We start from the raw sequence: 25,325 nt of genomic DNA on the forward strand, positions 1-25,325 counted from the left end.
CTGGCCCAATGATGGAGAGTGAGAGCGCCCCGGCAAGGGGAAATGTACCCCAATTTACAGTTTCGGAGATTTCTGGTGCGATTAAACGCACTTTGGAAACCGGCTTTGCACGGGTTCGCGTTCGTGGCGAAGTAACCGAGTTGAAGCGGTATCCCTCCGGGCATGTTTATCTGTCTCTGAAAGATGAGGGCGGTAAAATCTCGGGAGTTATCTGGCGCGGTAGCGTGTCTCGCCTTGGTATGGTGCCGGAAAATGGCAATGAAGTCATTGCAACTGGACGTGTCTCATCATACGGCGAGCGCTCAAGCTACCAACTCGTTATCGACCGGATGGAGTTTGCAGGAGAGGGGGCCCTCCTTGCTAAAATCGAGCGTTTGCGTCGGCAACTTTTGGATGAGGGGTTGTTTGCGCAAGAGCTTAAGCAGCCGATTCCCTTTTTGCCCGAGCTCGTCGGGGTTGTAACGTCACGCTCCGGTGCGGTTCTCCACGATATCCAAACGACTATTGCGCGGCGCTTTCCGCGTGATGTTTTATTATGGCCAGTTGCCGTGCAGGGAGAAGGGGCAGCTGCCCAGATCGCTGCCGCAATTGCAGGCATGGGACAGCTTGAGCGAAAGCCAGATGTGCTCATTGTCGCGCGTGGTGGCGGCTCCCTCGAAGATTTAATGGCATTCAATGACGAACGTGTACTTCGTGCTGTTGCGGCCTGTCCTATTCCGCTGATCTCCGCTGTCGGGCATGAAACAGATACGACGCTGATTGATCTTGTCTCCGACCGCCGTGCGCCAACGCCTACTGCCGCCGCCGAGATGGCTGTGCCTCCTCGTTCTGATTTGGTGGCTGACTTGGCTCATCGTAATGCGCGATTGGCGGGGGCTTTAAGTAGGATTGTGCAAACGTCCCGAGCGCGGAGTGAGCAAATTGCTGCTCGTTTGCCTGATCTGCCAAACCTGATCGAAACAGCGCGGATGCGTTTGGATGACAGAAGTCAAAGGCTTGATTTGGCACTGCCGGCTTTCATGCAAAAAGTTCAAGCTCGTAAAGATCAGGTCGTAGCGCGTTTGCCTGATTTGCCAGGAGTGGTTGCCGCTGCTCGGTTACGTTTCGATGAGCGTAGCCAAAGACTGGATCTGGCCTTGCCTGCATTTGTGCAAAAGGTCCGAGGGGCTTTAAATGCTCCATATCGTCAGTTGACTGCGCCCCACAGGCAAATTGAACGTTCTCAAGCCAGATTATTGACGGCTTGGCGAATGGCTGAGGTTGCATGGGATAAGGCTGAGCAAGGTAGGAAACTGAAACTTGAGCGGCTGCGTTTAACGCCCGAACTCATGTCTGGCCCTTTGCGTCTGCAAAGGGCGCGTTTGGACGGGGTCGGGCGGCATTTAGAAGCAGTATCCCCGCATGCTATTCTCAAAAGGGGTTACGTTTTAGTGCAAGATACGCGCGGTCGCCCCGTTACGAGTGCAGAGGCACAGCCGGTAAATGGCCGTGTGGTTTTATCCTTTGCTGACGGTGAGCGTGGGGCAAAGCTGGATGTCATGGTGCCGGATGCCGGACGACAAACAGAGCTCGGTTTGTAAGAGTGTGACAGGTCGTTATTCTTTGAGAGCGGAGAGATTATGCGTTTATTTTGGGTAAGCTTTGCGCTTTTGCCATTGCTGGCTGCATGCGCAGACGAACAGCCTGCGGCCCCTGCAACTCAGCAGAAAATTCCACCACAGGATTTTGCACCAGGGATGGTCACGGGTTCAGAACCCTTGCCCGACGCAAATACTGTTCAAAATGACCCGTCGGCGCCGGTTACAACGCCTTTATGTGGGACGGCTGCGAAAGAGTCTAATCAGGCCGCAGCCATTGTTTATCCGCAGCCTAAAGCGTTGCCATCGTCCTGCCCTAGGAATGCTTGTTTTGATCCTCTGACCGGTACGTTTATTGCTGCAACGGGACAGCGAAGCGTATGTCGATAAGGTATGTTTGATCTATAAAAAAAGCCGCCCCTCACAGGGCGGCTTTTTTTATAAGAAGTCGGTGGGCGTTATTAACGCTTCCACCATCCGGCACGTGGCTTTTTAGGTGCAACTTCATCAATGTTGATGGGTTGGAGGGCCGGGCTGTCTTCGGCTGAAGCTGGTTGAGCCTCAGTTTGGTCAGCTTTGCGGGCACGTGATCTGCGTGGTCTAGCCGCACTGTCTTCAGCTGTAGCGCTTAAAGTCTCAGCTTCTATTGCCTGCTCCGGCGCTGAGGGCTCAGCCGATTTACGGCGGCGTACAGTACGACGAGGCTTGGAAGCAGACACATCGTCTGAGGTTGAGAGAGATGGTGTGTCTTGTTCAGGGGCTTCGGCTGTAACGTGTTGCGCTACACCCGTTTGCTCTGACGTATTGTCTGCAGCGTAAGGCCGCCGACGGCGCCCACGACCGCGCTTAGGAGCTAAAGTCTCGTCCCGTTCTCCATTGTGCTGGAATGATGGCTGCTCTGCCTGTTCGGGCTGGACAGCATATTCGGGCTCAATGGTGATTGGGGCCGGACGTTGTTCTGCAGGCCGCTCATGTATGGCGATTGGCTTGCTGATACGTGCCTGCGTAGAGCGAGACGATTGAGAAAGCTCAGCCTGTTCAATCACGTCAAAGATATCGAAGCTACCGCCGAAAGGATTTGCGGGGGTAGGGCCGACATAAGCGCGCGTCGTTTGCTTGGGACGCTCTTGTGGTCTTTCTTGTTGGCGTGGCTTTTCCTGCGGTTCAAAGTGCTGCTTGGGTTGTTCTACCTGCTGAGGAACATCAGTCTCTTTCGGCAGGCGCTTGAAACGCGTGCGACGGCGACCGGGGATCAGGCCCGCTTCTGTGTCGGTGGTTTCGTTTTCAACAGGGCGAGCCGGCGCGCGGGCAGGGGCCGAGTGGCGAGGTTGCTCGTCATTGTAGCTGTTGCTACGCACAGGTTCTTGATCGGCATAAGGCTGATCACCCTGCTCATAATCACGGCGGTTGCGATTACGGTTGCGGTTACGACGACGGCGCTTGCGGCCGTTATCGTTGCGTCCGTTGTCATCGCCGTCGTTAGAGAATGATGCAGAATATTCATTCTCATTCTGATCGTTTTCAGAGGTTACCTCGACCGCATGTTCTTCGTGAGAGTGCGGGGTTGGTTGGTATGCTTGGCGTTGCGGATACTCTGGCGCTACGTCTTCAACAATCTCGACCGTTTTTACGGTGCGTGGAGCTGGTGCAGCCACGGGCGCCGGTGCCGGTGTCTGCGGCTTTATGCGTTCTATACGGATATCTGAAGCGATGAGTGTATCATCGGCCTCAAAAAACACACGCATGCGATGGCGGGTTTCAATATCCGTCAGCCAGTCACGTTTGTTGTTAAGGATGTACAACGCGATGTTGGAGCGAACAAACGCGGCGATTTCAGACGCGCGCTGGCGTGCGCCTTCTTCGTCAATCGCGCGGAGGATGTGCAGGGCTGAGCTATCTGTGCCGCGGACAAAACCTGTTCCTTGGCAGTGAGGGCACGGCGAAAGGACAGCTTCAGCGATTGAGGGACGCAGGCGTTGGCGGGACATTTCGAGCAGGCCGAAATGGGAAATATGCCCTACTTGGATACGTGCGCGGTCGGAGCGGAGGGCCTCTTTGAGGCGTTTTTCTACCTGAGCGTTGTGACGACGGCTTTCCATGTCGATGAAATCGATCACGATCAGGCCAGCGAGGTCACGCAAACGAAGCTGACGTCCAACTTCTTCAGCGGCTTCAAGGTTTGTGCGCAGAGCTGTTTCTTCGATGTTGCGTTGGGATGTAGACTTCCCGGAGTTTACGTCGATAGAAACCAGAGCTTCTGTTTGGTTAATAACCAGATACCCACCGGAACGCAGCCGCGCTGTTGGTGAGAACATTGCGTCCAGATGGCCTTCAACATTGTAATGTGCGAAGAGGCTTTGACCGCGGTTTTGCCACAGCTTAACTTTGTTAGTGTTGTGCGGCATCAGCAGGCGCATGAATTCACGTGCGCTTTTCCAAGCATTTTCACCGTCCACCATGATATCGTCGATCTCTTTCGAGAAGAGGTCGCGTATCGCTCTTTTGATGAGGTTTGCTTCCTCATAAATAAGAGTTGGTGCTACCGACGAAAGGGCGTGGGAACGGATATCGTCCCAAAGTTGCAGAAGATATTCGCAATCTCTGGTAATTTCAGGGCCAGGGCGACCAGCGCCTGCTGTACGCACGATCATCGCCATCGCACGAGGCAGTTCGAGTTCCGCGATGATATCGCGCAGGCGGCGTCGGTCAGATTCAGACGTGATCTTTCGTGAGACGCCACCACCGCGCAGGGCGTTGGGCATCAACACGCAGTAGCGACCAGCAAGCGAGACGTAAGTCGTGAGTGCCGCGCCCTTGTTGCCGCGTTCTTCTTTAACAACCTGCACGAGAAGAATTTGGCGGCGGCGAATAACTTCTTGGATTTTGTAGTTGCGCAGGAAGCGTGCTGTGCGGCGTGATGCCGCGCTTTCTTCGCCTGTATCGTGCTCACCGCCAACAATTTCAGGGAGGCGGCGGTCCACCGTCTCATCTTCGTCGTTTTCTTGCGGCTCTGCTTCGTGGCTCTCTTGGGCTTCAGAGGCAGCATCTTCCTCTTGCAGACTTAGGAGCTTTTCCCGGTCCGCGATAGGAATCTGGAAGTAGTCTGGGTGGATTTCGCTGAAGGCTAGGAAGCCATGACGGTTCCCGCCATAGTCAACGAAAGCTGCCTGAAGGCTTGGCTCAACGCGAATAACCTTCGCAAGGTAGATGTTGCCTTTAAGAAGCTTACGAGATGACGTTTCTACGTCATAGTCTTCAACGCGATCACCATTCATAACCACGACACGCGTTTCTTCCGCGTGTGTGGTGTCGATCAACATGCGCTTGTTCATGAAAAGCTGAACTCCATGGCGCGGCCGCCTCAGTGGGGCTGGTCTGCACGCCGGATTGTGCGGGGTGACGGGGTAGCGACACGCTGGACAACCGAAAGCCTGACCGATTTGTCATCGGTGCGGCAGGGTTGCAGTTTGTGATCATGTCCTTGGACATTCGACCCCTAGAAATTAAGAGCTGGCCCTGCCTGAGCAGCGACCTTTCTATCAAAATACTCTGCGTAAGGAGGAAATTTCCTGAACGCTGATGAGTTTGGCTGGCCGGAACAGTTCAATCAGGACAGAGGCCATTGAAATGAATGGCGTGCTATCAAACGACGGAACGTTACGACCACTATGGTAAGCTGCGTCGAACAGGGGGCGGGAGAATGGATGAGGTCACCGCCGCTCGAGTCAAGATACAACATATCCACCAAGCAGTGTGACTGAAAGATTCCTATCTGGCAAGTCTCTGCTGAAACTGTTGTTTCTGCTGTGAGTTTGCCATGATGCCGACATGGTTTTGAATTTAGATCATCGTAACCAATACGGCGTATCAATGTCGCAATCATTGTGATGAAAGCAGGTTAGGCAAGATGGTGGTCACAAAGCATATATCTACCGTGATGGCTTCCAGTCGCGCCGGTGTTGAAATGCTTGGCTCTCGCCGCTCTTTTATGAGTGGAGCTCTAGCGGTTGGTTGCGTCGGGCGCGCCAATGCGCATTCAAAGGCCCATGTCGATCATAAAAATGCCTTGTCTGCCCCATACGTAAAGCGCGGCATTATGCCGCCGTTGCCCTTGATAATGCTCGACCCGGGGCATGGGGGAAAGGATCCTGGCGCGATCGGCGTGTCGGGGACGTATGAAAAACATATTTCTGAGGCTGCGGCCAAAACTCTGCACGATGAGTTGATGGCGACGGGCCGTTACCGCGTTGTAATGACGCGAGCGGATGACCGCTTTATCCCGCTAGATGGGCGGGTAGAGTTGGCCCAGAAGCATCAGGCTTCTCTTTTTGTGTCGATGCATGCGGACGCTTTGCATGATCCTGAAGTCCGTGGAGCCTCGGTTTATACACTTTCAAGTGGCGCTTCTGATGCTCAAACCGAGGCTTTGGCGCGTAAAGAAAACAGTGCCGATCGGTTTGCCGGACCTGCATTTCATGGTGTTTCCCCAGAAATACAACAAATTCTCTCTAGTCTTGTTTCCGAGGAGACGCGCAGAGGGTCTGCGCATATGGCCGCGAGCGTTGTTGAGTCGTTTCAAAGCCGTATTGGTCTTTTGACGCATCCCTCGCGGCATGCTGCTTTCGTAGTTTTGAAAGCTGCTGATATCCCGTCAGTGTTGGTTGAGATGGGTTTCATGTCTAATCGTATGGATGAGGCAGCGTTGAGGCAGCAGGGGCATAGGGCGCAGGTAGCAAGTGCAATGAAAGTGGCAATCGATCGTTATTTCGCTTCACGGCCATCAGTTATGACGGGATAGCGGGATAGTTTTGTAAAAACGTAGCTTGCATCTTGCGCAAGAATCGTTCAGGTTCCCGCCCATGATTATTTCTATTCGTCTTTTGCTTCGACTTATTAGCCCCTGAACGCGTTTTCAGCCGGGTGCGAAGCCCATTGCGTTCAGGGGAAGTGTTTTTCAGTACACCTGAACTTATAGACGGTAGATATTATGGCTTTCCAACATCCCTCCTTCGGCACAGTCTCCGACGACCGTATCATTATATTTGATACCACTCTGCGTGACGGCGAGCAGTCACCCGGCTTTTCCATGAACATTGAGGAAAAGCTCCGCATGGCTCATGCTTTAGGTGAGCTGGGTGTCGATGTTATCGAAGCAGGTTTTCCCGTAGCGTCTGCGGGCGATTTTGAAAGCGTGCGCCGCATAGCGGAGCACGTGCGCGGCCCAGTTATCTGCGGTTTGGCTCGCAGTGGTGGTAAGCGCGATATTGAATCTGCCGGTGAGGCTTTGCGGCAGGCTGAGCGCAAGCGCATCCATAATTTTATCTCTACCTCTCCTCTGCATATGAAATACAAGCTGCGGATGGAGCCAGAAACTGTTCTCGAGATTATCGCTGAAGGTAACCGCAAGGCTCGTCAGTATACGGATGACGTTGAATGGTCGGCCGAGGATGGTTCACGGACAGAGGCTGATTTCTTATGTCGCTGTGTGGAAGTTGCTATCCGAAACGGCGCGACAACTATCAACATTCCTGACACTGTTGGTTTTGCGACGCCTGAAGAAATGCGCGCTATTTTCACAATGCTGCGTGAGCGTGTTCCCGGGGCTGATAGTGTTATCTTCTCTGCTCATAACCACAATGATCTCGGTTTGGCGGTAGCCAACACATTGGCTTCGGTTGAGGGTGGGGCCCGCCAGATTGAGTGTACGATTAACGGCATTGGGGAGCGCGCTGGTAACGCTGCCCTTGAAGAAATCGTTATGGCATTGAAGACGCGCCACGATCAATTCGGCCGGGTCACGGGGATCGTGACGCCAAAGCTTCTGGGTATGTCACGTATGTTGGCAACGATTACGGGCTTTGACGTCCAGCCGAACAAGGCGATCGTTGGGCGCAATGCCTTTGCTCATGAGAGTGGTATCCACCAAGACGGCGTACTGAAGAACGCAGCCACTTACGAAATTATGACCCCGGAAAGTGTTGGCTGGACCAAAACATCGCTGGTTTTGGGAAAGCATTCGGGTCGTGCAGCATTCCGCGATAAGCTGGCTCAGTTGGGTTATGCTGAATTGGATGATACGGCGCTCAATGCAGCGTTCGCCCGCTTCAAAGATTTGGCGGACCGTAAAAAGGATGTCTTTGACGATGACATTCGTGCGTTGGTCGACGACGAAAGCCGCGATCATGAGCGTATTCGTTTGATCGCGTTGGAATTAAGCTCAGGGACCAAGCAGCAGGCGCATGCAAAGCTTGAAATCACCGTTGATGGTGCTGTTCAGTACGTTGCAGTGTCTGGTAACGGTCCTGTTGACGCAGCGTTCAGGGCAATAAGCCAAGCTTTCCCCCATACGGCTGAGCTTGCACTGTTCTCGGTTGCAAACGTAACCGAAGGTACGGATGCGCAGGCGCGTACGACTGTAAGGCTTCAGGAAAACGGCAAATTGGTTGATGGCCAGGGAGCAGACGCGGACACGGTTGTTTCGGCGGTTCGGGCTTATATTCACGCGCTAAACAAGCTGCTGGTGAAGAGGGATAGAGCTGAGCCGGAAGCTCTTAATTAACAATTACAATTCGTAATATAATTATATAGACAATTCTTTTGCGGGTGTTAATGTGATCTCCTTAGATTTAAGGAGATCACGATGCCGCATGAGTGGCTTTATTCGGCATCCGGCCTGTTTGTGGGCTTTTTAGTGGGTGTGACGGGAGTTGGTGGCGGCTCGTTAATGACGCCGCTTTTAATTTTATTTTTTGGCACAAAACCACAATCTGCCGTCGGTACAGATTTGCTGTATGCGGCAATTACAAAAATTGTTGGCACTGGCTTGAACCGACGTTTTGGCGTCGTGGCGTGGCGTATAGTCGCGTTGCAACTATTGGGCAGTTTGCCTGCCGGGTTGATTTGTCTTTTATTTCTACATCATGCGGGCCCGTCAGAAGCGACGTCTCATTTAATCAAGCTCGTGCTGGGCATAGCTTTAGTTTTGATTGCGCCAGTCGTGCTTTTAAAGCCGTGGCTCAGAAAAATTTCCGAAAACCGTCCGCCTCTGAAAGAAAGTGTGGAGGTTGCGCTGACGGTTTTGCTAGGGGCCGTTCTGGGTGTCTTGGTTACCATGACATCAGTTGGTGCAGGCGCAATAGGAATGGCGGCTTTAACGGCTCTTTACCCGCGTTTAAATACGCGCACGCTTGTCGCTACAGATATTGCCCATGCAGTCCCCTTGGCTCTGCTGGCTGGGGGTGGGCACTGGCTTGAAGGGGCGGTCGATGGCGCGGTGCTGGTTGCGTTGTTGATTGGTTCCATCCCGGGAATTATTTTGGGAACATTGTTTGCGGGACGTTTGCCGGACGCTGTTCAGCGCTGGGTGTTGGGTATCTTGCTCTTCGTTATAGGCCTTCGCATGCTGTGATGGCTGTTAATGTGCACAGCACGCGAAAGGCACTTAAAACGACTTAATTAGTAGCCGTAACCATAATTAGGTTGGGCATAGGTTGCCCGGGGCGTACAGACCATGTTTGCAGGGCAAGCTGTGGAAGGTGCCGCGGGCTGTTGGTAGTATTGACCAGATTGGTTGTAACCACCTTGAGGGTAGTTGGAGTAACCGTTACGGTTTGGCGTTGTGACAGCACCAGCTGTAGCACCAAGAGCGCCGCCAGCGAGGGCACCGATTGCTGCGCCACGACCGCCGCCTGCAAGTGCCCCAATAGCCGCGCCTGTGCCGCCACCAAGCAAGCCGCCACCCAAAGCGCGGGAGTTCGGGTTGTAACCGTCCGTGCAGCCGGAAAGGGCGCCAGCTGTTAATGCGAGGACGAGGCTTGAAGAAGCAAACTTGGTGAAACGCGGTGTGATTTTTGAGGTAAAGAACATTTTAATCACCTAATAAATTAGTAACCGTTCTGCACGTTTTGGGTGCGCCGACGGTTAGGTGTTGTCGCTGCGCCGACAGCTGCGCCGGTACCGCCGCCAGCCAGTGCGCCAATGGCTGCTCCTGAGCCGCCGCCCGCTAGGGCGCCAATGGCCGCGCCGCCGCCAGCGCCAATAAGTGCGCCAGAGCCTGCGCGGGCGCCGCTATCATAAGGGTTGCCACAACCAGCCAACACTACGCTGCAGAAAGCGAGAGCAAGAAGGCTACGGGGATGGGCTAGAGTGCGCATTTTCATATCTTACCTGTTTTCTGATTATCGGTGAAAAAAGATTCAACGATTGAAAAAGAGGAAGGTTCTGATAGCCCTGAGATGAGGGCCAGAACGTGGCTGGATTAGGGCAACAAGTAATTTTTTTGTTGCAAGGCGCAGATAAGAGGGGGTCCGGTGTGCATTTGATGCATGTCGGCGGAAGTTCCCCTTGTCGTATCGCGGTCAGGTCGTTAAGTCCGGAGATGAATTGGAACCGCGTTTCTGCCGCTTTAGCGTTGCGCCAGGAGTTTTGAATGTTTTCTCGTTTGCTGGGCCTCATGTCTGCTGACATGGCGATTGACCTCGGCACTGCCAACACCTTGGTCTACGTTAAAGGCCGTGGAATTGTTTTGGATGAACCGTCTGTTGTTGCTATCGCGGATGTACGCGGTAAGAAGCAAGTTTTGGCAGTCGGTAATGAAGCCAAACAAATGGTCGGTCGTACGCCCGGAAATATTACAGCCATAAGGCCGTTAAGAGACGGTGTTATCGCTGACTTTGAAGTTGCGGAAGAAATGATTAAGCATTTCATTCGCAAAGTTCATAATCGGCGTGCATTTGCTACTCCGCAGATCATTATTTGTGTTCCTTCGGGCGCAACTGCAGTGGAGCGGCGTGCAATTCAAGAGAGCGCCGAAAGTGCGGGTGCTCGTAAGGTTCTTTTGATTGAAGAACCTATGGCAGCAGCCATCGGGGCAGGCCTTCCAGTGACCGAACCTTCCGGCAGCATGATTGTCGATATCGGGGGCGGTACGACGGAAGTGGCGGTTATTTCCCTTGGCGGCATCGTCTACGCGCGCTCAGCACGCGTTGGTGGTGACCAAATGGACGAAGCAATCATCTCCTATATCCGCAGAACGTATAACCTTTTGGTAGGGGAAAGTTCCGCAGAGAGGATTAAAATAGAACTTGGTGCAGCTATGCCGCCAGATGACCGTTCGAATCCGGATGGCCCGCTGACGGAAATCAAAGGGCGTGACTTGATTAATGGCGTGCCGAGGGAAGTGACTGTTAGCCAAGCGCAAATTGCAGAAAGTTTGGCGGAACCCGTGCAGCAGATTGTTGATGCAGTCACGACTGCCTTGGAAAATACACCACCGGAACTTGCTGCGGATATCGTAGATAAGGGAATCGTACTTTCTGGAGGCGGTGCGCTTCTGTATCGATTGGACGAGATTTTACGGCTCTATACGGGTTTACCTGTAACAGTGGCTGAAAATGCGTTGTCTTGCGTAGCATTGGGTACTGGGCGCGCATTGGAAGAAACACGGCGCCTCCGCAGTGTTTTGAGCAGCATGTACTGAGCGCCGACCCGGCTGTAATGCTTTCAATTCACGCCAAACAGGTGCTTTCACGGGCGACCCTGCCCGTGTTCGTTATGCTAGCGGTCGGTTTGATCGTTATCGGCTGGGCCAAGCGCTCAGCCGTTGACGAGGCGCGTTTGCTTGCTGCGGATCTGCTGGCTCCCGCTTATCATGCCTTGGTATGGCCTCAGATACAGGTCAAGCACTGGGTTGAGGATTTGCATGGAGCAACAGACTTGGCGCGAGAATGTAGCCGCTTGCGCGAAGAAAACCGCTCTCTGCGGCACTGGTATGATGTTGCTGTTATGTTGGCGGATGAGAATGCCCAGCTGAAGGAAAGCCTTCATTGGATACCTGAACCGACGCCGCAATATGTTACGGGGCGTGTAACGCGTGACGACGGTGGACTTTATGCCCGGGCTGTATTGCTGGATGTTGGAAACGGGCATGTCGTGCGTGCGGGTGATGTCGCGCTGGATGCTACGGGCTTGGTAGGGCGCGTGACGGAAGTTGGACCTCATACAGTGCGTGTCCTTCAAATTAACGACGATGCAAGTCGCATTCCGGTTACGTTGTCCATGTCTCGTGTTGACGCGATTATGGTTGGCGACGACGGAGCCACACCACGACTTATGTATTACCCGCAAAATCAACACCCTATAGAAGGTGAGCATGTCCAGACACGGGGGCAGAGCACTATGCCTTCCGGCCTGCCAATTGGCACGGTGCATTACACCGCGCCTAATCATCCAGTTGTGGTGCCCGATGCTGACCTCTCGCGGCTTGATATTGTCCGGATTTTTGATTATGGCGGGGAAAGTTTAGTAGCGCCTGATGCACCTGGTCGTGTAAAGGCGCGCGTGATGGATCCCAAACCTATGCAATCCGGCGGCACGACGCTTTTTGGTCTGCCTTTTACTCTGCCAACATCGACCAACGCTCCCGCGAACGAGCACTGATTCATGGTTGCTGAGCGCTCGACGCCAAACCTGCATTCAGTCGTTGAGCCAAAACAGACCTGGCGTTTGGTTTTGGACCGGATGTTCCGTTCTGCGATGCCGACATTGTCGCTGATAGCGTCAATTATTTTGCTTTCCGCACCTTTCGGTCTGCCTGGGCAAGAAGAGTTGCAGTTTGGCACTGCGCTTTGTGTTGTTTGGTTTTGGGGGCAAACTCGGCCACGTTTGATGCCAACCTCTGCGGTGTTTCTGTGTGGTGTGGTGCTGGAGCTCTACAGTTTTGGTCCGCCGGGAATGGCTTTGTTGGCATTGTTAGTTTTTTATGGCGTCGCACGCCATTGGCGGTATACCTTAGCCCAAGTGAACTTTCTTTTGGTTTGGCTGATTTTTGCGCTGTTTGTAATTTTGACAAGTTGCCTTCAATGGCTTCTTGTCTGCATTCACGCCTTTGCGTTTCTTTCGCCCTATCCGGGGGTATTTCAGGCTGTGCTGACTATTGGTCTTTACCCCAGTCTCATGGCTTTGTTCGCTTGGGGTAGCAGGACGTTTGCGAATCCCGATCGCGCCTAGTTTCTGCTGCGTTCAGTTTTTTTCTGCTTTTGGATATAATCACCCGTTCTATGTTGCCACGCGCTCGCAAATCTCGCTTGTTGCAAAGCCTTGTTAAGAGAGGTGACGGGACAGTTCCGTCATCACGCGGCGTGTTCACACGGCGTGCTCTTATTGTTATGGCTGTGCAGGCAGGTGTCTTGGGTGTTTTGGGGCGGCGGCTTCACACCCTCCAACTGCACGAGGGTGAGCATCTACGCCAATTGGCTGAACGCAATAGAACAAGCAAACGCCTTTTAGCGCCAGCCCGTGGGCCTATCCAAGACCGTTTTGGTCGCTCGGTTGCAGAAAATAAAGTTAGTTGGCGCGCTCTACTTATTCCTGAAGAGACGACTGAGGTCTCTGCCGTCATTGAGCGTTTTAGTACCTTCATCTCTTTGGATGAGCATGACCACGCGCGCATTGAGCGTGATCTGAAGCATATGCACAAATACGTGCCGGTAACTCTGCGTGAGTTTTTGTCTTGGGACGATATGGCCAAGATTGAGCTTAACGCTCCGTCCTTGCCTGGCGTTCTGGTGGATGTAGGCTCGACCCGTTTGTATCCATACGGGGAGCTGATGTCACATGTTGTGGGGTATGTTGCCCCTCCAAATGAGACGGATGTTGCCAAAGATGAAACCTTGTCTCTGCCAGGAATGCGAGTGGGCCGTGCGGGTTTAGAGCAAACTCAAGAATCTCTCTTGCGAGGTTCTCCCGGCTCGGTCGAGATGGAGGTGAATGCGCACGGGCGCGTGATTGGGGAGTTGAACCGCGAAGACGGGCAGCAAGGCGCGACAGTCAAGCTTACGCTCGATGCTGCTCTTCAAGAGCAGGTTCGAGACCGATTGGGGGATCGCGTAGCCAGCTCAGTGGTCATGGACTGCCAAAATGGTGAAGTGCTCGCCATGGTGAGCACCCCGTCCTTTAATCCGTCACTATTTGACTCTGGTGTAAGCCACGCCCAGTGGAATGAGTGGATAGAAGACCCAAAAACGCCTTTGGTAGATAAGGCGGTGTCTGGTCTTTATCCGCCCGGATCTACGTTTAAGCCAGCTGTGGCTATGGCGGCATTAAAAGCAGGTTCGGTTTCTCCGCACGATCGTTTCGTCTGCCCTGGCTACTTTGATATGGGCGGCGTGCGCTTCCATTGCTGGAACAAGTATGGTCACGGCGCGCTAGACATGCGTGAAGCATTAAAGTTTTCCTGCGACGTGTATTTCTATGAGGTCGCACGGCGCTGTGGCATGGACCCGATTAAAGACGTCGGTAACTATATGGGGCTTGGGGTTCCATTGGGTATTGAACTGCCTCATGCTCGTGCCGGGATTATTCCTACGCCAGAATGGCGTAATAAGCATGGCTTCCACTGGAATGGCGGCGACACCGTTAATGCGGGTATCGGCCAAGGCTTTGTTCAAGTCACACCGCTTGCGTTGGCAACGTATGTTTCACGTATTGCGTCCGGGCGTAATGTGCAGCCTCACTTGCTGCGTACGACGAATGATCATTTATCGTCTTTATCAGCGGCTGATACAGTACAGATGCTGGACATTCCGCAAGAGCATTTAGGCGTGGTACGCGCAGGAATGTTTGCCGTTGTTAATGAGCAGCATGGCACAGCACCAAAAGCCCGATTAGATCTGCCTGGCATTACGATGGCTGGCAAAACCGGCTCAGCGCAGGTGAGGCGTGTGTCGCGGGCCATGCGTGAATCAGGACACTTCAATTCGGCTGATCTGCCGTGGGAGTACCGTCCGCACGCTTTGTTTATCTGTTTTGCTCCTTACGATGAGCCGAAGTACGCTGTGTCAGTCGTTGTAGAGCACGGTAACGCAGGTGCTGAGGAAGCTGCGCCGCTGGCAAAGCAGATCATGACGGATACATTATTGCGTGATCCTTCCAATCAGACGAGGCCTCAGGGTCAGACTGTAGCGCGCGCAGAATCAGGGCAGGGCTGAAATGCTTAATCGCTTTGGTTTTTTAAGGCGTGAAAAGCGCCTTCTCCGAGCAGAGCCGGATTTCAGCCCTCTTGCGCGTCTGATGCAAGTGAATTGGCTTTATGTCTTGCTAATCTGCATGTTGGCTGGTGTTGGTTATATTGCGCTGTACTCGGCGGGTGGCGGGTCTGCGCGACCCTTTGCAGGGCCGCAAATAATACGGTTTGGTTTCGGGCTTTTGATGATGGTCGGGGTGGCAATGGTGCCGCCGCGCTTGTTACGCCTCTTGGCTTGGCCCATGTACGCCGTGTCGTTGCTGCTTTTGGGGCTGGTCCTTAAAATGGGTCATGTCGGGAAGGGGGCTGAGCGTTGGGTCAATATTGGTGGCTTGCAGTTTCAGCCGTCAGAATTTGCTAAAATCGCATTAGTATTGGCTCTTGCGACGTGGTTTCATCGCATTGGCCCCGAACGCTTGGGAAATCCTCTCAGGTTAATTTTCCCTGCTATTATTACTCTGCTTCCCGTTTTGTTAGTTCTAAAGGAACCAAATTTGGGTACGGCGACAATTATTGGAGTAATAGGTGCAACGTTATTTTTCTCTGCAGGCATGAGGCTTTGGCAGATTATTATTCTTGTTGCCCCTATTCCATTCCTTGGGAAGTTTATTTATTCGCACCTGCATGATTATCAAAAAGCACGGATTGATACATTCCTGCACCCCGAACGTGACCCTCTAGGGGCTGGCTATAATATCATTCAATCTAAAATCGCATTAGGTTCTGGCGGAATGTGGGGCGAAGGCTATCTTCACGGTAGCCAAGGACAATTAAGTTTCCTGCCTGAAAAGCAGACGGATTTCATCTTCACTATGATCGGTGAGGAGTGGGGCTTTGTCGGAGGGATCGCGGTTATCGGGTTGCTTGGCACGCTTGTGCTGGGCGGTATGCTCATTGCGCTCAGAAGTCGAAATCAATTTGGGCGCTTGCTTGGGTTGGGCATCGCTATGGATTTCTTTTTGTACTGTGCTGTTAATCTCTCAATGGTTATGGGAGCTATCCCCGTAGGTGGCGTTCCACTGCCGCTTATTTCTTATGGTGGGACAGCCATGCTGACGATGATGTTTGGCTTCGGTCTTTTGCTGTCGGCTTGGGTCCACCGAAATGATATGGACCCTGAATAGCTGTTGATTAACTGGGGGCGAGCTGTCCACAGTGGGGCAGAGTTCGGAAAAAAGATTTTGCTTTGAATAGAATTAGGTGAAGTGCCAACTTTCATCCAATTCCTCTTACTTTCCATTGGGCTTCCCACTGTTCTCTCGGTGGGATGGAGATTAATCCAGGTTTGTCTGTGAAGTCTCCTTTAAAACCAGCAGGTGTCGCGTAGCCTTGCCAAGGTTCAATGCAAAGAAAATTACTGCCTGGTATCATCCATAAGCCCAGACTGGGCAGGTTGGTCCAGCTCATTTCGAGGCCTTCACCGGACGATGTAACAAACTGCAGCTCTCTACTGGAAAGAGCTTCGAATATTATGGCCCCCTCTTGGAACAAGTCTTCAGAGAGTGCAACTTCTCTCTTGATAACCGGCGAGGGACTACACTTTAAAACAAGACCATCTTTTTTTAAGCGTCCGGTCGGTTTTTCTTCATTGTGAGAAAAAATGAGACGGTGTTGTGTTTTTGGGGTATCTGGAATAATTGGCCACTTGAAGGCTGGATGTGCTCCAATACTCATGGGAAGGTAATATTCATCGGTATTTATCACCGAGTAAATGATATTTATTGTATCATTTTCTAGTGTGTACTTTACTCTTAGGATGAATTTGCGAGGGAAAAAGGCACGCGTTTCTGCATTGTCACGGAGTTCCAGAGTGCAGGAAGTTTCAGTACGTTCAACCCAGTCAAAGCGGCAATCCCTTGCAAAGCCATGTTGGGACATCCGTATGATTTGGCCATCTAGAGTTGCGCAGTCATCAGGTAATTTGCCGACGATAGGAAACAATATAGGCGAATGACGCGCCCACGGATCGGTGCCTTCCCAAAGCATTTCACGTTGTTGGCCGAGCGTACTAGTATATTGAAGACGTTGTAGTTCAGCGCCGTGCGCCGCAACGGTCGCGCAAAGCCTATTGTTTTTAAATTCATGCGATGCATCTGAAATCATGATTTTCTCTGAAATATCAGGTCAGTAGAAAAACCTTCCGAATTTTCGGTCATGTAAGGAAGGCGATAGTCTATCTGCTTTGAACGATAGGCACCCTGCCACAATTATGGGGAGGGTGCCTTGGTGTTTAGCCGTCGATTTGGCTGAAGTCAGCAATCAACCCGGTGGTTGCGCGGAATGTTGCCAAAAGGCGTAGGCGATTTTTCCGAACATCGGCTTCCGGAGCGTTTACAATCACGGCGTCAAAGAAACGGTCCAACACGGGACGTAAGCCCGCGATAGATTGCATTGCCTGTGTGAAGTTCTCGGCCTCAAGGGCTGCTTTAGTCTCGGATAGTGACGAGCTAAGCGCTGCTGCTAGAGCGCGTTCTTCGTCTTGGGTGTAAAGCGACGCGTCAGGCTCCCCAGTGTGAGGGCCGTCTTTTTTATCTTCGATACGAAGGATATTTGCTGCGCGCTTTGCGGCGGCCAGAAGGTTTGTTCCGTCCTCAGACTGGATCATGGCGGAGAGGGCGTCTGTACGCGCAAGAAGACGTACAAGGTCCCCATCCAAGCCGTCAGCCAGTGTTGCAGCCAAAACATCGTAACGTGCACCTTCGCTGCGAAGTTGTACGCGTAGACGCTCAGCGATGAAGGCCGGCAGAGTTTTGAGTGTTTCACCCTCGCGACCCGCCGCAGCTTCAGAAATGAGCGCTATTAGATCGAGGCGCAGTGCATTGTCGCGGATAGTTCGGATGACACCGAGTGCGGCGCGGCGGAGGGCATATGGGTCTCCGGAGCCGCTTGGTGTTTCACCAATGGCGAAAAAGCCTGCCAGCAGGTCCAAGCGATCAGCGAGAGCCACCGCAATAGAAACAGGGGCTGTTGCTGTTGCGTCTGCTTGCCCGCGTGGGAGGTAATGTTCGGATATCGCTTGAGCCACGGCTGGTGCTTCGTTGTCATGCGCGGCGTAATATCCGCCCATCACGCCCTGCAATTCCGGGAACTCGCCTACCATGCCAGCGGTCAGGTCTGCTTTTGACAGAAGGCCCGCGCGCTCAGCATGTGCGATGCTGATAGCGTCAAGGCCCATGGCTTGGGCGATTTTCCCGGCGAGGCTTGATATGCGTTGCGCGCGTGCGCCTTGTGTGCCCAGTTTGGCATGAAACGTTACGGCATCAAGAGCTGGGACGCGTTCAGCTAATGGCGTTTTGCGGTCAAGGTCCCAAAAGTGGCGGGCATCAGCGAAACGAGCGCGCAATACGCGTTCATTCCCTGCGATAGTCAGGGCGCCGTTATCGGCAAAAGGCAGGTTGGCAACAAATGCGAAGAGCGGTGCTGCTTTGCCCTCTTTGGTGCGAAGTGCAAAGTAACGCTGGTTGATCCGCATCGAGACTTGCATGACTTCCGGAGGGAGGTCCATGAAGGCATCATCAATTTTGCCAATCAACGTTTCTGGGAATTCGACGAGACCAGCGACTTCGTTGACCAGGCCCTCATCTTGAACAATGAGCGCATCATGCTCTGCTGCCCGTGCAGCAACGCCTTCACGGATCATGGTGCGACGCTCTTCTGCATCGACGATAACAGAGCGCTCGGTCAGGCTGCTAAGCCACTGGGATGCGGATGTGACGGTGAAGGCTTCAGGGGAGAGGAAGCGGTGGCCTTCGGATTGTGTGCCTGAGCGCAGACCGTGCGCGTCGTCCCCGTCGCGGCTTAAGTCAAACTCAACAAGGGAGCCGTCAAGCAGGCATGTAATGCGGCGGAGAGGGCGGATCCACGTAAAGAGGGAGCCGTTACCCCAGCGCATTGATTTAGGCCAAGGGAATTTCCACAGCAGGTCCGGCAACGCTTCTGCGATACGGCGTGATGCGGGAACCGGTGGGAGGTCTTTATTAAGCACCCAAAAGCCATTTTCCAACGTTAAATCGTTGGGCGTCACGCCATGCTTGCGTGTGAAACCGGCAAGGGCTTTCTCAGGTGCGCCGTCACGTGGTCCGCGTTCAGAGAGTGTGCGTGCAGGAATTTCGGCATCGACGTCCAACGCAATAGCGATGCGGCGTGTGCCGTAATAAGTGCGGATGTTGGATGGGTTGAGGCCGTTCAGCGCTGTTGTAAGCAGGGAGGACAAGTCATTTGCGGCTTTTTCCTGCGCGCCAGCGGGAATTTCTTCGGAGAAGAGCTCAAGGAAAAATTCAGCCATTGTTTTTGTCCTTTTCGGCTGCGTCTTCACCAGCTAGCCATGCTTCACAGGATGCTTTAGCGAGCGTACGGACACGGCCGATATAAGAGGCGCGCTCAGACACGGAGATGACGCCGCGTGCATCAAGCAGGTTGAACAGGTGGGATGCCTTCAGGCACTGATCAAAAGCAGGTTGCGCGACGCCAGCTTCTGCTAGGCGCATGGACTCTGCCTCACAATCTTTAAAGTGAGCGAACAGCATGTCTGTGTTGGCAAGTTCAAAGTTATGGCGTGAGTAGTCTTTTTCCGCGCGCAGAAAGACGTCACCGTATTTCAGGCCTTTGCCATTATAGTCGAGGTCATAAACATTCTCGACACCTTGAACATACATTGCCAGACGTTCCAGCCCGTAGGTCAACTCTGTTGAGGGCATGACGGTTGGAATGCCGCCGACCTGCTGGAAATAGGTGAACTGAGTGACTTCCATGCCGTCACACCATACTTCCCAGCCGAGGCCCCACGCGCCGATGGTAGGATTTTCCCAGTCATCTTCCACGAAGCGGATATCGTGCTTATCGGGATCAATGCCTATGGCGCGGTAACTTTCCAGAAGCAGTTGCTGGCTATCTTCCGGTGTTGGCTTCAGCAGGACTTGGTATTGGTAGTAATGCTGAAGGCGGTTTGGGTTTTCACCGTATCGGCCGTCAGAGGGGCGGCGGCAAGGCTGCACATAGGCGCAAGACCACGGCGTGTTGCCCAAGGCGCGCAGCGTGGTGTGCGGGGACAGTGTGCCAGCCCCAAGTTCGGTGTCGTAGGGCTGGAGAATGGCACAGCCTTTCTCTGCCCAGAAACGGTGAAGGCGCAGGATGAGATCCTGAAAACAGAGCGGCCGATTGTCGGACAAGGCGAGAGGCTCCGAAGTAAGCTAAAAATGGCCCTTACCTTACAGGGGAAGGGGCAAAACCGAAAGAGTGCTTCGGTGGGTTTCAGCCTTTTGGCTAGATATGGTCAGAGGCGCACACCTAGTGCTGCCTCTAACCTCAAAGACATTATTTCCAAAAAATAGCCGATTATTAGAACTTGGCGCTGAGGCTGAGGTTAAAAGAGCGGCCTAGGCCGGGAAGAGGCGATAGAAAGCCCGTATGGTCATAGTCCCCGAAAGACAGGCCGCCAAGTGGCAGGAAATAATGCTGGTTCATCAGGTTTTCGATGCTGCCCTCAAGCGTGAAGGCGCGCCAATGGTAGGTGCCACCGAAATCAAGAAGAGCGTATCCGGGTGTATGAGGTTCGCCACGGAGTAAATCGACAGTGCTTTTCTTTTTGACCAGTGTGAGTTCGGTATAGGCACTCCAAGCGCCATAGGCTTCTTGAAAGCGCAGAGAGCCGTTTGCCGGCATCTGTTGATATAGGCCCGCATGTGTGACGAGGTCTTGTCCGCGCACCCAATTCAAATGGGCATGGAATACAGCTTTGCCGTAATGGTCCGTATTCCATAGTTGGATAAAAGCGTTGTTGTTTATGCCATAGCTTTGAGCATCGTGGTTTGCAAAAATGAGAGTACGGCGGCCATTTGAGAGCGTGGTTAAGGGCGTAACGTTTATATAATGGTGCGTGTAGGTGAAGTAGGGTTGAAACTGCAACTCCCAGAGTTGACCGCTTTTGTCGTGCCAATGGAGTGTTGTGCTGATGGTATTGGCAATTTCCGGGGTTAGGTTTGGGTTGCCGACATAGCCGTTCCCGTCACCAAACCAGCCGATCATTTGCATTGTCATAGCACCGCGCCCCCATGCGTACCGCTCGTAGAGATTAGGAGAGCGGGTTTTGCGCGCGTACCCGCCTTCGATGGAAAACATGTCTGATGCGTTCCAGTGGGCAAGGGCAGTGATATCGAAATTGTAATCAGTTCGTCTGCGGTCGAGAGTGTTAAAACGTTTTGCTGCCATGGCGTCCGCCATATTCATCATCCCTACCCATGAATACGGAGATACTGGCCCGGTATTCATCATGATGATGTCGCTGCGTAGGCCGAGTTCTGTTGAGAGGCGTGATGTCCAGTGTGCGTTCCATTCGGCGTAATGACCGAGATGGTTGCGATGACCGTGGTTGATGTTGTGGAATGTATTAGGCCCCATCATCATACTGGCCAGCAAAGGCGGCCACCAATCATTGAGGCCATTATGTTCAAAAGCGCTGCCTATGCCGATGGTGTGTGAGGCGCTGAGTTGAATTGTACTTTTTAGCGAATAACCAGCCGTTCTTTGGTCTGTATTCATCGGCATACCTTCAGTCTCGCTGTGGCCGCCTTTATCTGAAAGCATATTCATCGCATGTGAGACGCGCTGCCAGAACGCGTTAGCTTCAACTGTGCCCCAGTGGAATGTGTTGGTGTATTTTCCGTTCACAAATGTGGAGCGATTATTGGTGAGGTCCATATATTGATTGGGAAAGCCCTCGTAAGGCGTGTCTTGTTGGCCAGCTGTAAGGGTAAAAGTTTGAGTTTCGTGTTTGATGCCCAATATCACGGCGTGGTTAAAGGTGAGGTAGCTCGTTGAAAGAACTTGGCGCTCTGTTCCGCCTGTGTGGTAATTGCTTGCATGAGCATAGGACCCCGTATAGCGCAGACTAATCCAGTCATTTGCGACGGTGATTGATCCAGAAGCGCCTGAGCCTCCGCCATTGCTGCGGTAAGTGCCCCGTGCTTCGCCTGTAATAAGCAGTTTGGAGCTTTTGGAAAAGACAGGTGCTTTGCGGGTAATACTGATTGTGCCGCCAGTACTGTCTCCCCCGTCCTTTACAGATGTAATGCCTGCTATTGCTGACGCAGATGAAACTGCATCCGGATCAATATAGGACATGGCGGGGTTCATGTGATTGGGGCAGCCTGCAGAGAGGCGCATTCCGTCAATAAATGTTGCGATCCGATCATCGGCCATGCCGTTCAGTACGGGGAGAGCGGATATGCCACCAGCAGAATATGCGCTGAAACCGAGATCATTGCGTAGTAGGTCTGTGGTGTCGGCGCTATTGATGCGGTGACGCGCAGCGTTGACTGTGATGAGTTCTTCTTGAGTGGGGGCTTGCACATCCGCCGCATAAGCGGGGATTGGCAGAGTTGGAATGGTGCAGCCGCAAGCAAGCAGCGCGCACCGTGAAAGGCGGCGTGCGATAATGGAAATCATGGTTCAATTGACCTTCTGGAAACGGACTATGACCAGAAAAAAGCGCGAGCTAGGTGTTCGCATTCAGTCAGTCAGAACAGACCGAATGCGGTTGCGGATCGCGCTTAATCTGCTGGAGCGTGTTTCAGGCGAAGGTCGGCGGCCCCGTTGACGGTGGAAGAAATGCCGGAGAGCGGGCGGGGCTATTTTGTTGCGCTGGTGGTGCGTAGGTTGTGGCAAATTGTAAAAGGGAGATGAGTAAGGCGATGATCGCCAACCCGAGGATAATTGCTGGTAAATGCAATAATGGGCACAAAGGGCAGGAATTAGTGTGTTGTTGATGGCCTTGGCGCATGGATGTGAGCGCCATGTTAGCCATGCAGTGCGCAGCCATGGGCGATGCTTGGGGTCCAATACGTACACCAGTCAAGCGCTCAAGGGTGGCTTTTGGTGACTCGTCAGGTAAGGATTGCGTCTGAAGCGTTAATTGGCCGCTAAGCCCGACCAAGATGCTCAAAAGAATGAACGACCTGAACAGGGGTTTTGTTAGTTTACTTATAGAGCGTGATGCGGCGTTTAACAGTTTTTCTTCCACGGGGTGTGAATTTCGTTGAAGTTTTTTAAAGAATTATTTTATTAAATTGTAAAGACTTCGAGATATATTTTTAACATTAGTTTAAATTGACGAAATACAGGGCTGTTTTAGTCTTTTATGTACCTTCGCCGCAGCGGTGGAGAACATTTCCGACGGTATGGTTGGTGCAGGGCCTTGCCGGAAATGGGTGAGTGCATCATATTTTCAAGAGTGAATGATATCTCGTCTGGAAGGGCTGAGACGATGAACAATGAAGAACGTGAGCTGATTTCTCGCTTTGTTGCACGTGTTGGTGGTGGAGCGCAGGGGCAGCAAGGCGGTGCCTTTGGATCTTTCGGTCAGCAGCAGACACCCGCTTTGCCTCCAGTTGACCCAGAGGCAGATCAGTTTATTGCCGATAATTTCCAACGCTACCCCGAAGCGAGATACCGCGTTACGCAGATGGCGGTTGTGCAGGAAGCCGCTCTAGCGCAAGCGCAAAACCGTATCCGCCAGCTGGAATTCCAGTTGCAACAGGCTCAGGCACAACTTTCGCAGGCACAACAGCGCGGCAACTCTGGCAGTGGCGGCTTCTTCGGTGGGCTTTTTGGTGGCGGTGCGCGCCAGCAAAATGCAGCTCCCCCGCCGGGCTGGGGGGCGCAGGCACCGCAGCAAATGCCGCCTCAACAGCAATACGGTTATCCGCCGGGCTATCAGCAAGGAATGTTCCAGCGTGGTGGATCGGGCTTTTTGGGCTCTGCTCTTACCACGGCGGCAGGTGTTGCTGGCGGTATGATGGCGGCTGATGCGCTGGAAGGCTTGTTCAGTGATCACCACCATGGCGGCGGCTGGGGCCAAGATGGTGGCGGCTTCGGCGGCGGCGAAACAATCATCAACAATAACTACGGCGACTCTGGACAGGATCCGTTTGGTGGTTCCGGGACGGACGCAAGCGGCGGGTTTTCAGACTCTGATTTTGGCGGCGGTGATTTCGGCGGCAATAACTTCGATGACAGTTTCTAGTAGGTCCTGACGGACTTGCTAGCCGCCCGGTGCATTACCGGGCGGCTTTTTTTATGTTCAACTTATGCGGGATTCAATGCGTTTGAGGGTTAGCGTTGAAGAAGTGTAAATGGGGGCGGTATGTCTGGTTCTGTCGAGAATGCGCAAAAATTCCATGATGTCGCGGCGTTCGCCGATCTGGAAAATGGCAAAATCCAATCATTTTCGATCGAAGGGCAAAGTTTGATCTTGGTAAGGGACGGTGAGACAGTCCACGCCTTGGAAGGAAAATGCCCCCATAAGAATGCTCCTATGGAGCAAGGTGCTTTCTGCCACACCGAGACAGGGGAAGGGGTAGTCGTGTGCCCTTGGCATAAGGCTGTTTTCGACGTTGCAGATGGGCGTTTGCGGGAGCCTGTTGCGCTTGATCCGCTACAATATTTTCCGGTTATTGTGCGTGAGGGGCGGGTAAAGGTTAGTTTGAAAGCCGCAGAAAGAGAAACTCCTCAAAAACTTAACGGTGATGAGCATGTCTTGATTTTGGGGGCAGGCGCTGCAGGCGTGACAGCTGCGGTAACGTTAAGGCAGGAAGGTTTTGCAGGCACTATTACGATGGTGACTGAAGAAAAAGACCTACCCTATGACCGCACTGCTTTGAGCAAGACCGTACTGCTCAGTGATGATGCTTCCGCTCGCGCACCAGTATTGAGGGAAGAAGATTATTATAAAACGCACGATATTAATGTCGTACACGCAAAGCTGCGCTCTTTCGATCCGGCTACAAAAATGGCCGTGCTAGCGAATGATGTAGAGCTTTTTGGGGACCATGTCTTGATTGCGACAGGTTCACTCCCGCGGCATTTGGGTATTCCGGGTGAAGATTTAGAAGGTGTCTTTGCTTTGCATCGTGAGCGTGATGCAGAGTTAATTGCTGCGAAAGTAAAAGACGACCAGGCTGTAACGATTGTCGGTGCTGGTTTTGTCGGGCTTGAAGTCGCATCTTTGCTCAGGCAGCGCGGTGTTGGCGTTACTATTGTCACACCTTCGGAAATTCCCCTTGAGCGCCATTTGGGGCGTGAAATCGGTCTGCGCTTGCGTCAGTTGCATGAAGATAATGGCGTGGCATTTGTGACGGACGCGCATGTTGTCGAAATTTACGGGAAAGGGCGCGCTGAGGGCATAAAACTCAGCGATGGAATGCGCCTCCCGGCGGCATTCATCTTGATGGGCGCAGGCGTTGTTCCTGCAGCCGAAACGATAGAAGGGCTGGACAGAGATTCTGAGGGAGCAATCGTGGTGGATCAAGCCATGGAAGCCGCGCCTGGAGTGTATGCCGCTGGAGATGTCTCAGCTTTGCGCTATGAGGGAAAGACATATCGTATAGAGCATTGGCGCCATGCTCAGGCTCAGGGACGGCAAGCGGCGCTGTCAATGTTGGGGCAAGGGGGGCGCTTGCCTGTGCCATGGTTTTGGACGCAGCAATTTGGCAAGAAAATTGAGGTCTTGGGCTGGGGTGAGGCTTTTGACTCTGTCCGCCTTGTTGGGGACATAAAAGGTTTTCATTTCTTGGCGACTTACATGCAGGGGGACCGACCGGTCGCATTAGCCGGTGCAGGGCACGCAGCTGAATTGGCTCGGGCTGCGGTGGATTTTGAGGGTTTTTTGAAAGCTGATGCCCAAAACTAGGTGCTTCAACGGTAAGAAAAAGTCCGGACGTGCGTTTCAGTGT

21 protein-coding genes are annotated in these 25,325 nt (G+C 53.0%); 13 read left to right on the forward strand and 8 right to left on the reverse strand.

Features of this window, described 5'->3' with window-relative positions; all coding sequences use genetic code 11:
- Window positions 1-8 precede the first annotated feature (8 nt).
- Entirely contained in the window at window positions 9-1,580 is a 1,572-nt protein-coding gene (gene xseA / locus D5366_RS09065) for an exodeoxyribonuclease VII large subunit (protein WP_141493198.1), read from the forward strand.
- 39 nt (window positions 1,581-1,619) lie between these two features.
- Window positions 1,620-1,967, forward strand: a complete 348-nt coding sequence (locus D5366_RS09070) for a hypothetical protein (protein ID WP_141493199.1) — start codon at window positions 1,620-1,622, stop codon at window positions 1,965-1,967.
- Window positions 1,968-2,038: 71 nt separating this feature from the next.
- Here D5366_RS09070 and D5366_RS09075 read toward each other — a convergent pair whose 3' ends face one another.
- Entirely contained in the window at window positions 2,039-4,909 is a 2,871-nt protein-coding gene (locus tag D5366_RS09075; RefSeq protein WP_141493200.1) for an Rne/Rng family ribonuclease, read from the reverse strand.
- 15 nt (window positions 4,910-4,924) lie between these two features.
- On the opposite strand from D5366_RS09075, the gene D5366_RS12140 reads away from it, so the two are divergent.
- From D5366_RS12140 to D5366_RS09090, 4 genes are all read left to right on the forward strand, one after another.
- Entirely contained in the window at window positions 4,925-5,050 is a 126-nt protein-coding gene (locus tag D5366_RS12140) for a hypothetical protein (RefSeq protein WP_267298784.1), read from the forward strand.
- Between the two features lie 464 nt (window positions 5,051-5,514).
- Window positions 5,515-6,375, forward strand: a complete 861-nt coding sequence (locus D5366_RS09080) for an N-acetylmuramoyl-L-alanine amidase family protein (RefSeq protein WP_240775233.1) — start codon at window positions 5,515-5,517, stop codon at window positions 6,373-6,375.
- A 189-nt stretch (window positions 6,376-6,564) separates the two neighbouring features.
- Window positions 6,565-8,136: a 2-isopropylmalate synthase gene (locus tag D5366_RS09085; RefSeq protein WP_141493201.1), complete on the forward strand. Its 1,572-nt coding sequence runs from the start codon at window positions 6,565-6,567 to the stop codon at window positions 8,134-8,136.
- 81 nt (window positions 8,137-8,217) lie between these two features.
- Window positions 8,218-8,985 (forward strand): sulfite exporter TauE/SafE family protein, encoded by a 768-nt coding sequence (locus tag D5366_RS09090; protein WP_141493202.1) that lies wholly within the window; start codon window positions 8,218-8,220, stop codon window positions 8,983-8,985.
- Window positions 8,986-9,032: 47 nt separating this feature from the next.
- On the opposite strand, the gene D5366_RS12040 is transcribed toward D5366_RS09090, so the two are convergent.
- A complete protein-coding gene (locus D5366_RS12040; protein ID WP_240775234.1) occupies window positions 9,033-9,443 on the reverse strand; it encodes a hypothetical protein in 411 nt (136 codons plus the stop codon).
- Window positions 9,444-9,460: 17 nt separating this feature from the next.
- The gene (locus D5366_RS09100) at window positions 9,461-9,730 is read right to left on the reverse strand and encodes a hypothetical protein (RefSeq protein ID WP_141493927.1); all 270 of its coding nucleotides are present in this window, start codon (window positions 9,728-9,730) and stop codon (window positions 9,461-9,463) included.
- Window positions 9,731-10,005: 275 nt separating this feature from the next.
- On the opposite strand from D5366_RS09100, the gene D5366_RS09105 reads away from it, so the two are divergent.
- The 5 genes from D5366_RS09105 to rodA are packed head-to-tail and all read left to right on the forward strand — an operon-like array spanning window position 10,006 to window position 15,722.
- Entirely contained in the window at window positions 10,006-11,055 is a 1,050-nt protein-coding gene (locus D5366_RS09105) for a rod shape-determining protein (RefSeq protein ID WP_141493203.1), read from the forward strand.
- A gap of 17 nt (window positions 11,056-11,072) precedes the next feature.
- Window positions 11,073-12,014 carry a rod shape-determining protein MreC gene (mreC, locus tag D5366_RS09110; RefSeq protein WP_141493204.1) on the forward strand — a complete coding sequence of 314 codons (942 nt, stop codon included), beginning with the start codon at window positions 11,073-11,075 and terminating at the stop codon, window positions 12,012-12,014.
- A gap of 3 nt (window positions 12,015-12,017) precedes the next feature.
- Window positions 12,018-12,584 (forward strand): hypothetical protein, encoded by a 567-nt coding sequence (locus tag D5366_RS09115; protein WP_141493205.1) that lies wholly within the window; start codon window positions 12,018-12,020, stop codon window positions 12,582-12,584.
- 50 nt (window positions 12,585-12,634) lie between these two features.
- Window positions 12,635-14,563, forward strand: a complete 1,929-nt coding sequence (mrdA, locus tag D5366_RS09120) for a penicillin-binding protein 2 (RefSeq protein WP_141493206.1) — start codon at window positions 12,635-12,637, stop codon at window positions 14,561-14,563.
- A gap of 1 nt (window position 14,564) precedes the next feature.
- The gene (gene rodA, locus D5366_RS09125; RefSeq protein ID WP_141493207.1) at window positions 14,565-15,722 is read left to right on the forward strand and encodes a rod shape-determining protein RodA; all 1,158 of its coding nucleotides are present in this window, start codon (window positions 14,565-14,567) and stop codon (window positions 15,720-15,722) included.
- Window positions 15,723-15,813: 91 nt separating this feature from the next.
- On the opposite strand, the gene D5366_RS09130 is transcribed toward rodA, so the two are convergent.
- The 5 genes from D5366_RS09130 to D5366_RS09150 form a co-directional block, all read right to left on the reverse strand.
- Complete coding sequence (locus D5366_RS09130; protein WP_141493208.1) at window positions 15,814-16,701, reverse strand: aldose 1-epimerase family protein; 888 nt, start codon at window positions 16,699-16,701, stop codon at window positions 15,814-15,816.
- Between the two features lie 127 nt (window positions 16,702-16,828).
- On the reverse strand, window positions 16,829-18,883 hold the full coding sequence (gene glyS, locus D5366_RS09135; RefSeq protein WP_141493209.1) for a glycine--tRNA ligase subunit beta: 2,055 nt from the start codon (window positions 18,881-18,883) through the stop codon (window positions 16,829-16,831).
- Window positions 18,876-19,766: a glycine--tRNA ligase subunit alpha gene (locus tag D5366_RS09140; RefSeq protein WP_141493210.1), complete on the reverse strand. Its 891-nt coding sequence runs from the start codon at window positions 19,764-19,766 to the stop codon at window positions 18,876-18,878. Before D5366_RS09140 ends, glyS begins: the two co-directional genes overlap by 8 nt.
- Window positions 19,767-19,935: 169 nt before the next feature.
- Complete coding sequence (locus D5366_RS09145; RefSeq protein ID WP_141493211.1) at window positions 19,936-22,041, reverse strand: TonB-dependent receptor; 2,106 nt, start codon at window positions 22,039-22,041, stop codon at window positions 19,936-19,938.
- A gap of 124 nt (window positions 22,042-22,165) precedes the next feature.
- A complete protein-coding gene (locus tag D5366_RS09150; RefSeq protein WP_141493212.1) occupies window positions 22,166-22,537 on the reverse strand; it encodes a DUF2946 family protein in 372 nt (123 codons plus the stop codon).
- Between the two features lie 321 nt (window positions 22,538-22,858).
- Here D5366_RS09150 and D5366_RS09155 point away from each other — a divergent pair, with 321 nt between their 5' ends.
- Window positions 22,859-23,617, forward strand: coding sequence for a DUF2076 domain-containing protein (locus D5366_RS09155; RefSeq protein WP_141493213.1), 759 nt, complete (start codon window positions 22,859-22,861; stop codon window positions 23,615-23,617).
- Between the two features lie 120 nt (window positions 23,618-23,737).
- Window positions 23,738-25,282, forward strand: coding sequence for an FAD-dependent oxidoreductase (locus D5366_RS09160; protein WP_141493214.1), 1,545 nt, complete (start codon window positions 23,738-23,740; stop codon window positions 25,280-25,282).
- Window positions 25,283-25,325 lie beyond the last annotated feature (43 nt).

Source organism: Neokomagataea tanensis (assembly GCF_006542335.1).
Taxonomy (GTDB): domain Bacteria; phylum Pseudomonadota; class Alphaproteobacteria; order Acetobacterales; family Acetobacteraceae; genus Gluconobacter; species Gluconobacter tanensis.

What these genes read in the sequence shown, in the direction of transcription:
- D5366_RS09160 (WP_141493214.1), top strand. Translation starts at nt 23,738, where the DNA reads ATGTCTGGTTCTGTCGAGAATGCGCAAAAATTCCATGATGTCGCGGCG.
- D5366_RS09115 (WP_141493205.1), top strand. Translation starts at nt 12,018, where the DNA reads ATGGTTGCTGAGCGCTCGACGCCAAACCTGCATTCAGTCGTTGAGCCA.
- D5366_RS09090 (WP_141493202.1), top strand. Translation starts at nt 8,218, where the DNA reads ATGCCGCATGAGTGGCTTTATTCGGCATCCGGCCTGTTTGTGGGCTTT.
- D5366_RS09080 (WP_240775233.1), top strand. Translation starts at nt 5,515, where the DNA reads ATGGCTTCCAGTCGCGCCGGTGTTGAAATGCTTGGCTCTCGCCGCTCT.
- D5366_RS09100 (WP_141493927.1), bottom strand. Translation starts at nt 9,730, where the DNA reads ATGCGCACTCTAGCCCATCCCCGTAGCCTTCTTGCTCTCGCTTTCTGC.
- xseA (WP_141493198.1), top strand. Translation starts at nt 9, where the DNA reads ATGATGGAGAGTGAGAGCGCCCCGGCAAGGGGAAATGTACCCCAATTT.
- D5366_RS09070 (WP_141493199.1), top strand. Translation starts at nt 1,620, where the DNA reads ATGCGTTTATTTTGGGTAAGCTTTGCGCTTTTGCCATTGCTGGCTGCA.
- D5366_RS12040 (WP_240775234.1), bottom strand. Translation starts at nt 9,443, where the DNA reads ATGTTCTTTACCTCAAAAATCACACCGCGTTTCACCAAGTTTGCTTCT.
- glyS (WP_141493209.1), bottom strand. Translation starts at nt 18,883, where the DNA reads ATGGCTGAATTTTTCCTTGAGCTCTTCTCCGAAGAAATTCCCGCTGGC.
- D5366_RS09130 (WP_141493208.1), bottom strand. Translation starts at nt 16,701, where the DNA reads ATGATTTCAGATGCATCGCATGAATTTAAAAACAATAGGCTTTGCGCG.
- mreC (WP_141493204.1), top strand. Translation starts at nt 11,073, where the DNA reads ATGCTTTCAATTCACGCCAAACAGGTGCTTTCACGGGCGACCCTGCCC.
- D5366_RS12140 (WP_267298784.1), top strand. Translation starts at nt 4,925, where the DNA reads ATGGCGCGGCCGCCTCAGTGGGGCTGGTCTGCACGCCGGATTGTGCGG.
- D5366_RS09145 (WP_141493211.1), bottom strand. Translation starts at nt 22,041, where the DNA reads ATGATTTCCATTATCGCACGCCGCCTTTCACGGTGCGCGCTGCTTGCT.
- D5366_RS09155 (WP_141493213.1), top strand. Translation starts at nt 22,859, where the DNA reads ATGAACAATGAAGAACGTGAGCTGATTTCTCGCTTTGTTGCACGTGTT.
- rodA (WP_141493207.1), top strand. Translation starts at nt 14,565, where the DNA reads ATGCTTAATCGCTTTGGTTTTTTAAGGCGTGAAAAGCGCCTTCTCCGA.
- D5366_RS09105 (WP_141493203.1), top strand. Translation starts at nt 10,006, where the DNA reads ATGTTTTCTCGTTTGCTGGGCCTCATGTCTGCTGACATGGCGATTGAC.
- D5366_RS09075 (WP_141493200.1), bottom strand. Translation starts at nt 4,909, where the DNA reads ATGAACAAGCGCATGTTGATCGACACCACACACGCGGAAGAAACGCGT.
- D5366_RS09085 (WP_141493201.1), top strand. Translation starts at nt 6,565, where the DNA reads ATGGCTTTCCAACATCCCTCCTTCGGCACAGTCTCCGACGACCGTATC.
- mrdA (WP_141493206.1), top strand. Translation starts at nt 12,635, where the DNA reads ATGTTGCCACGCGCTCGCAAATCTCGCTTGTTGCAAAGCCTTGTTAAG.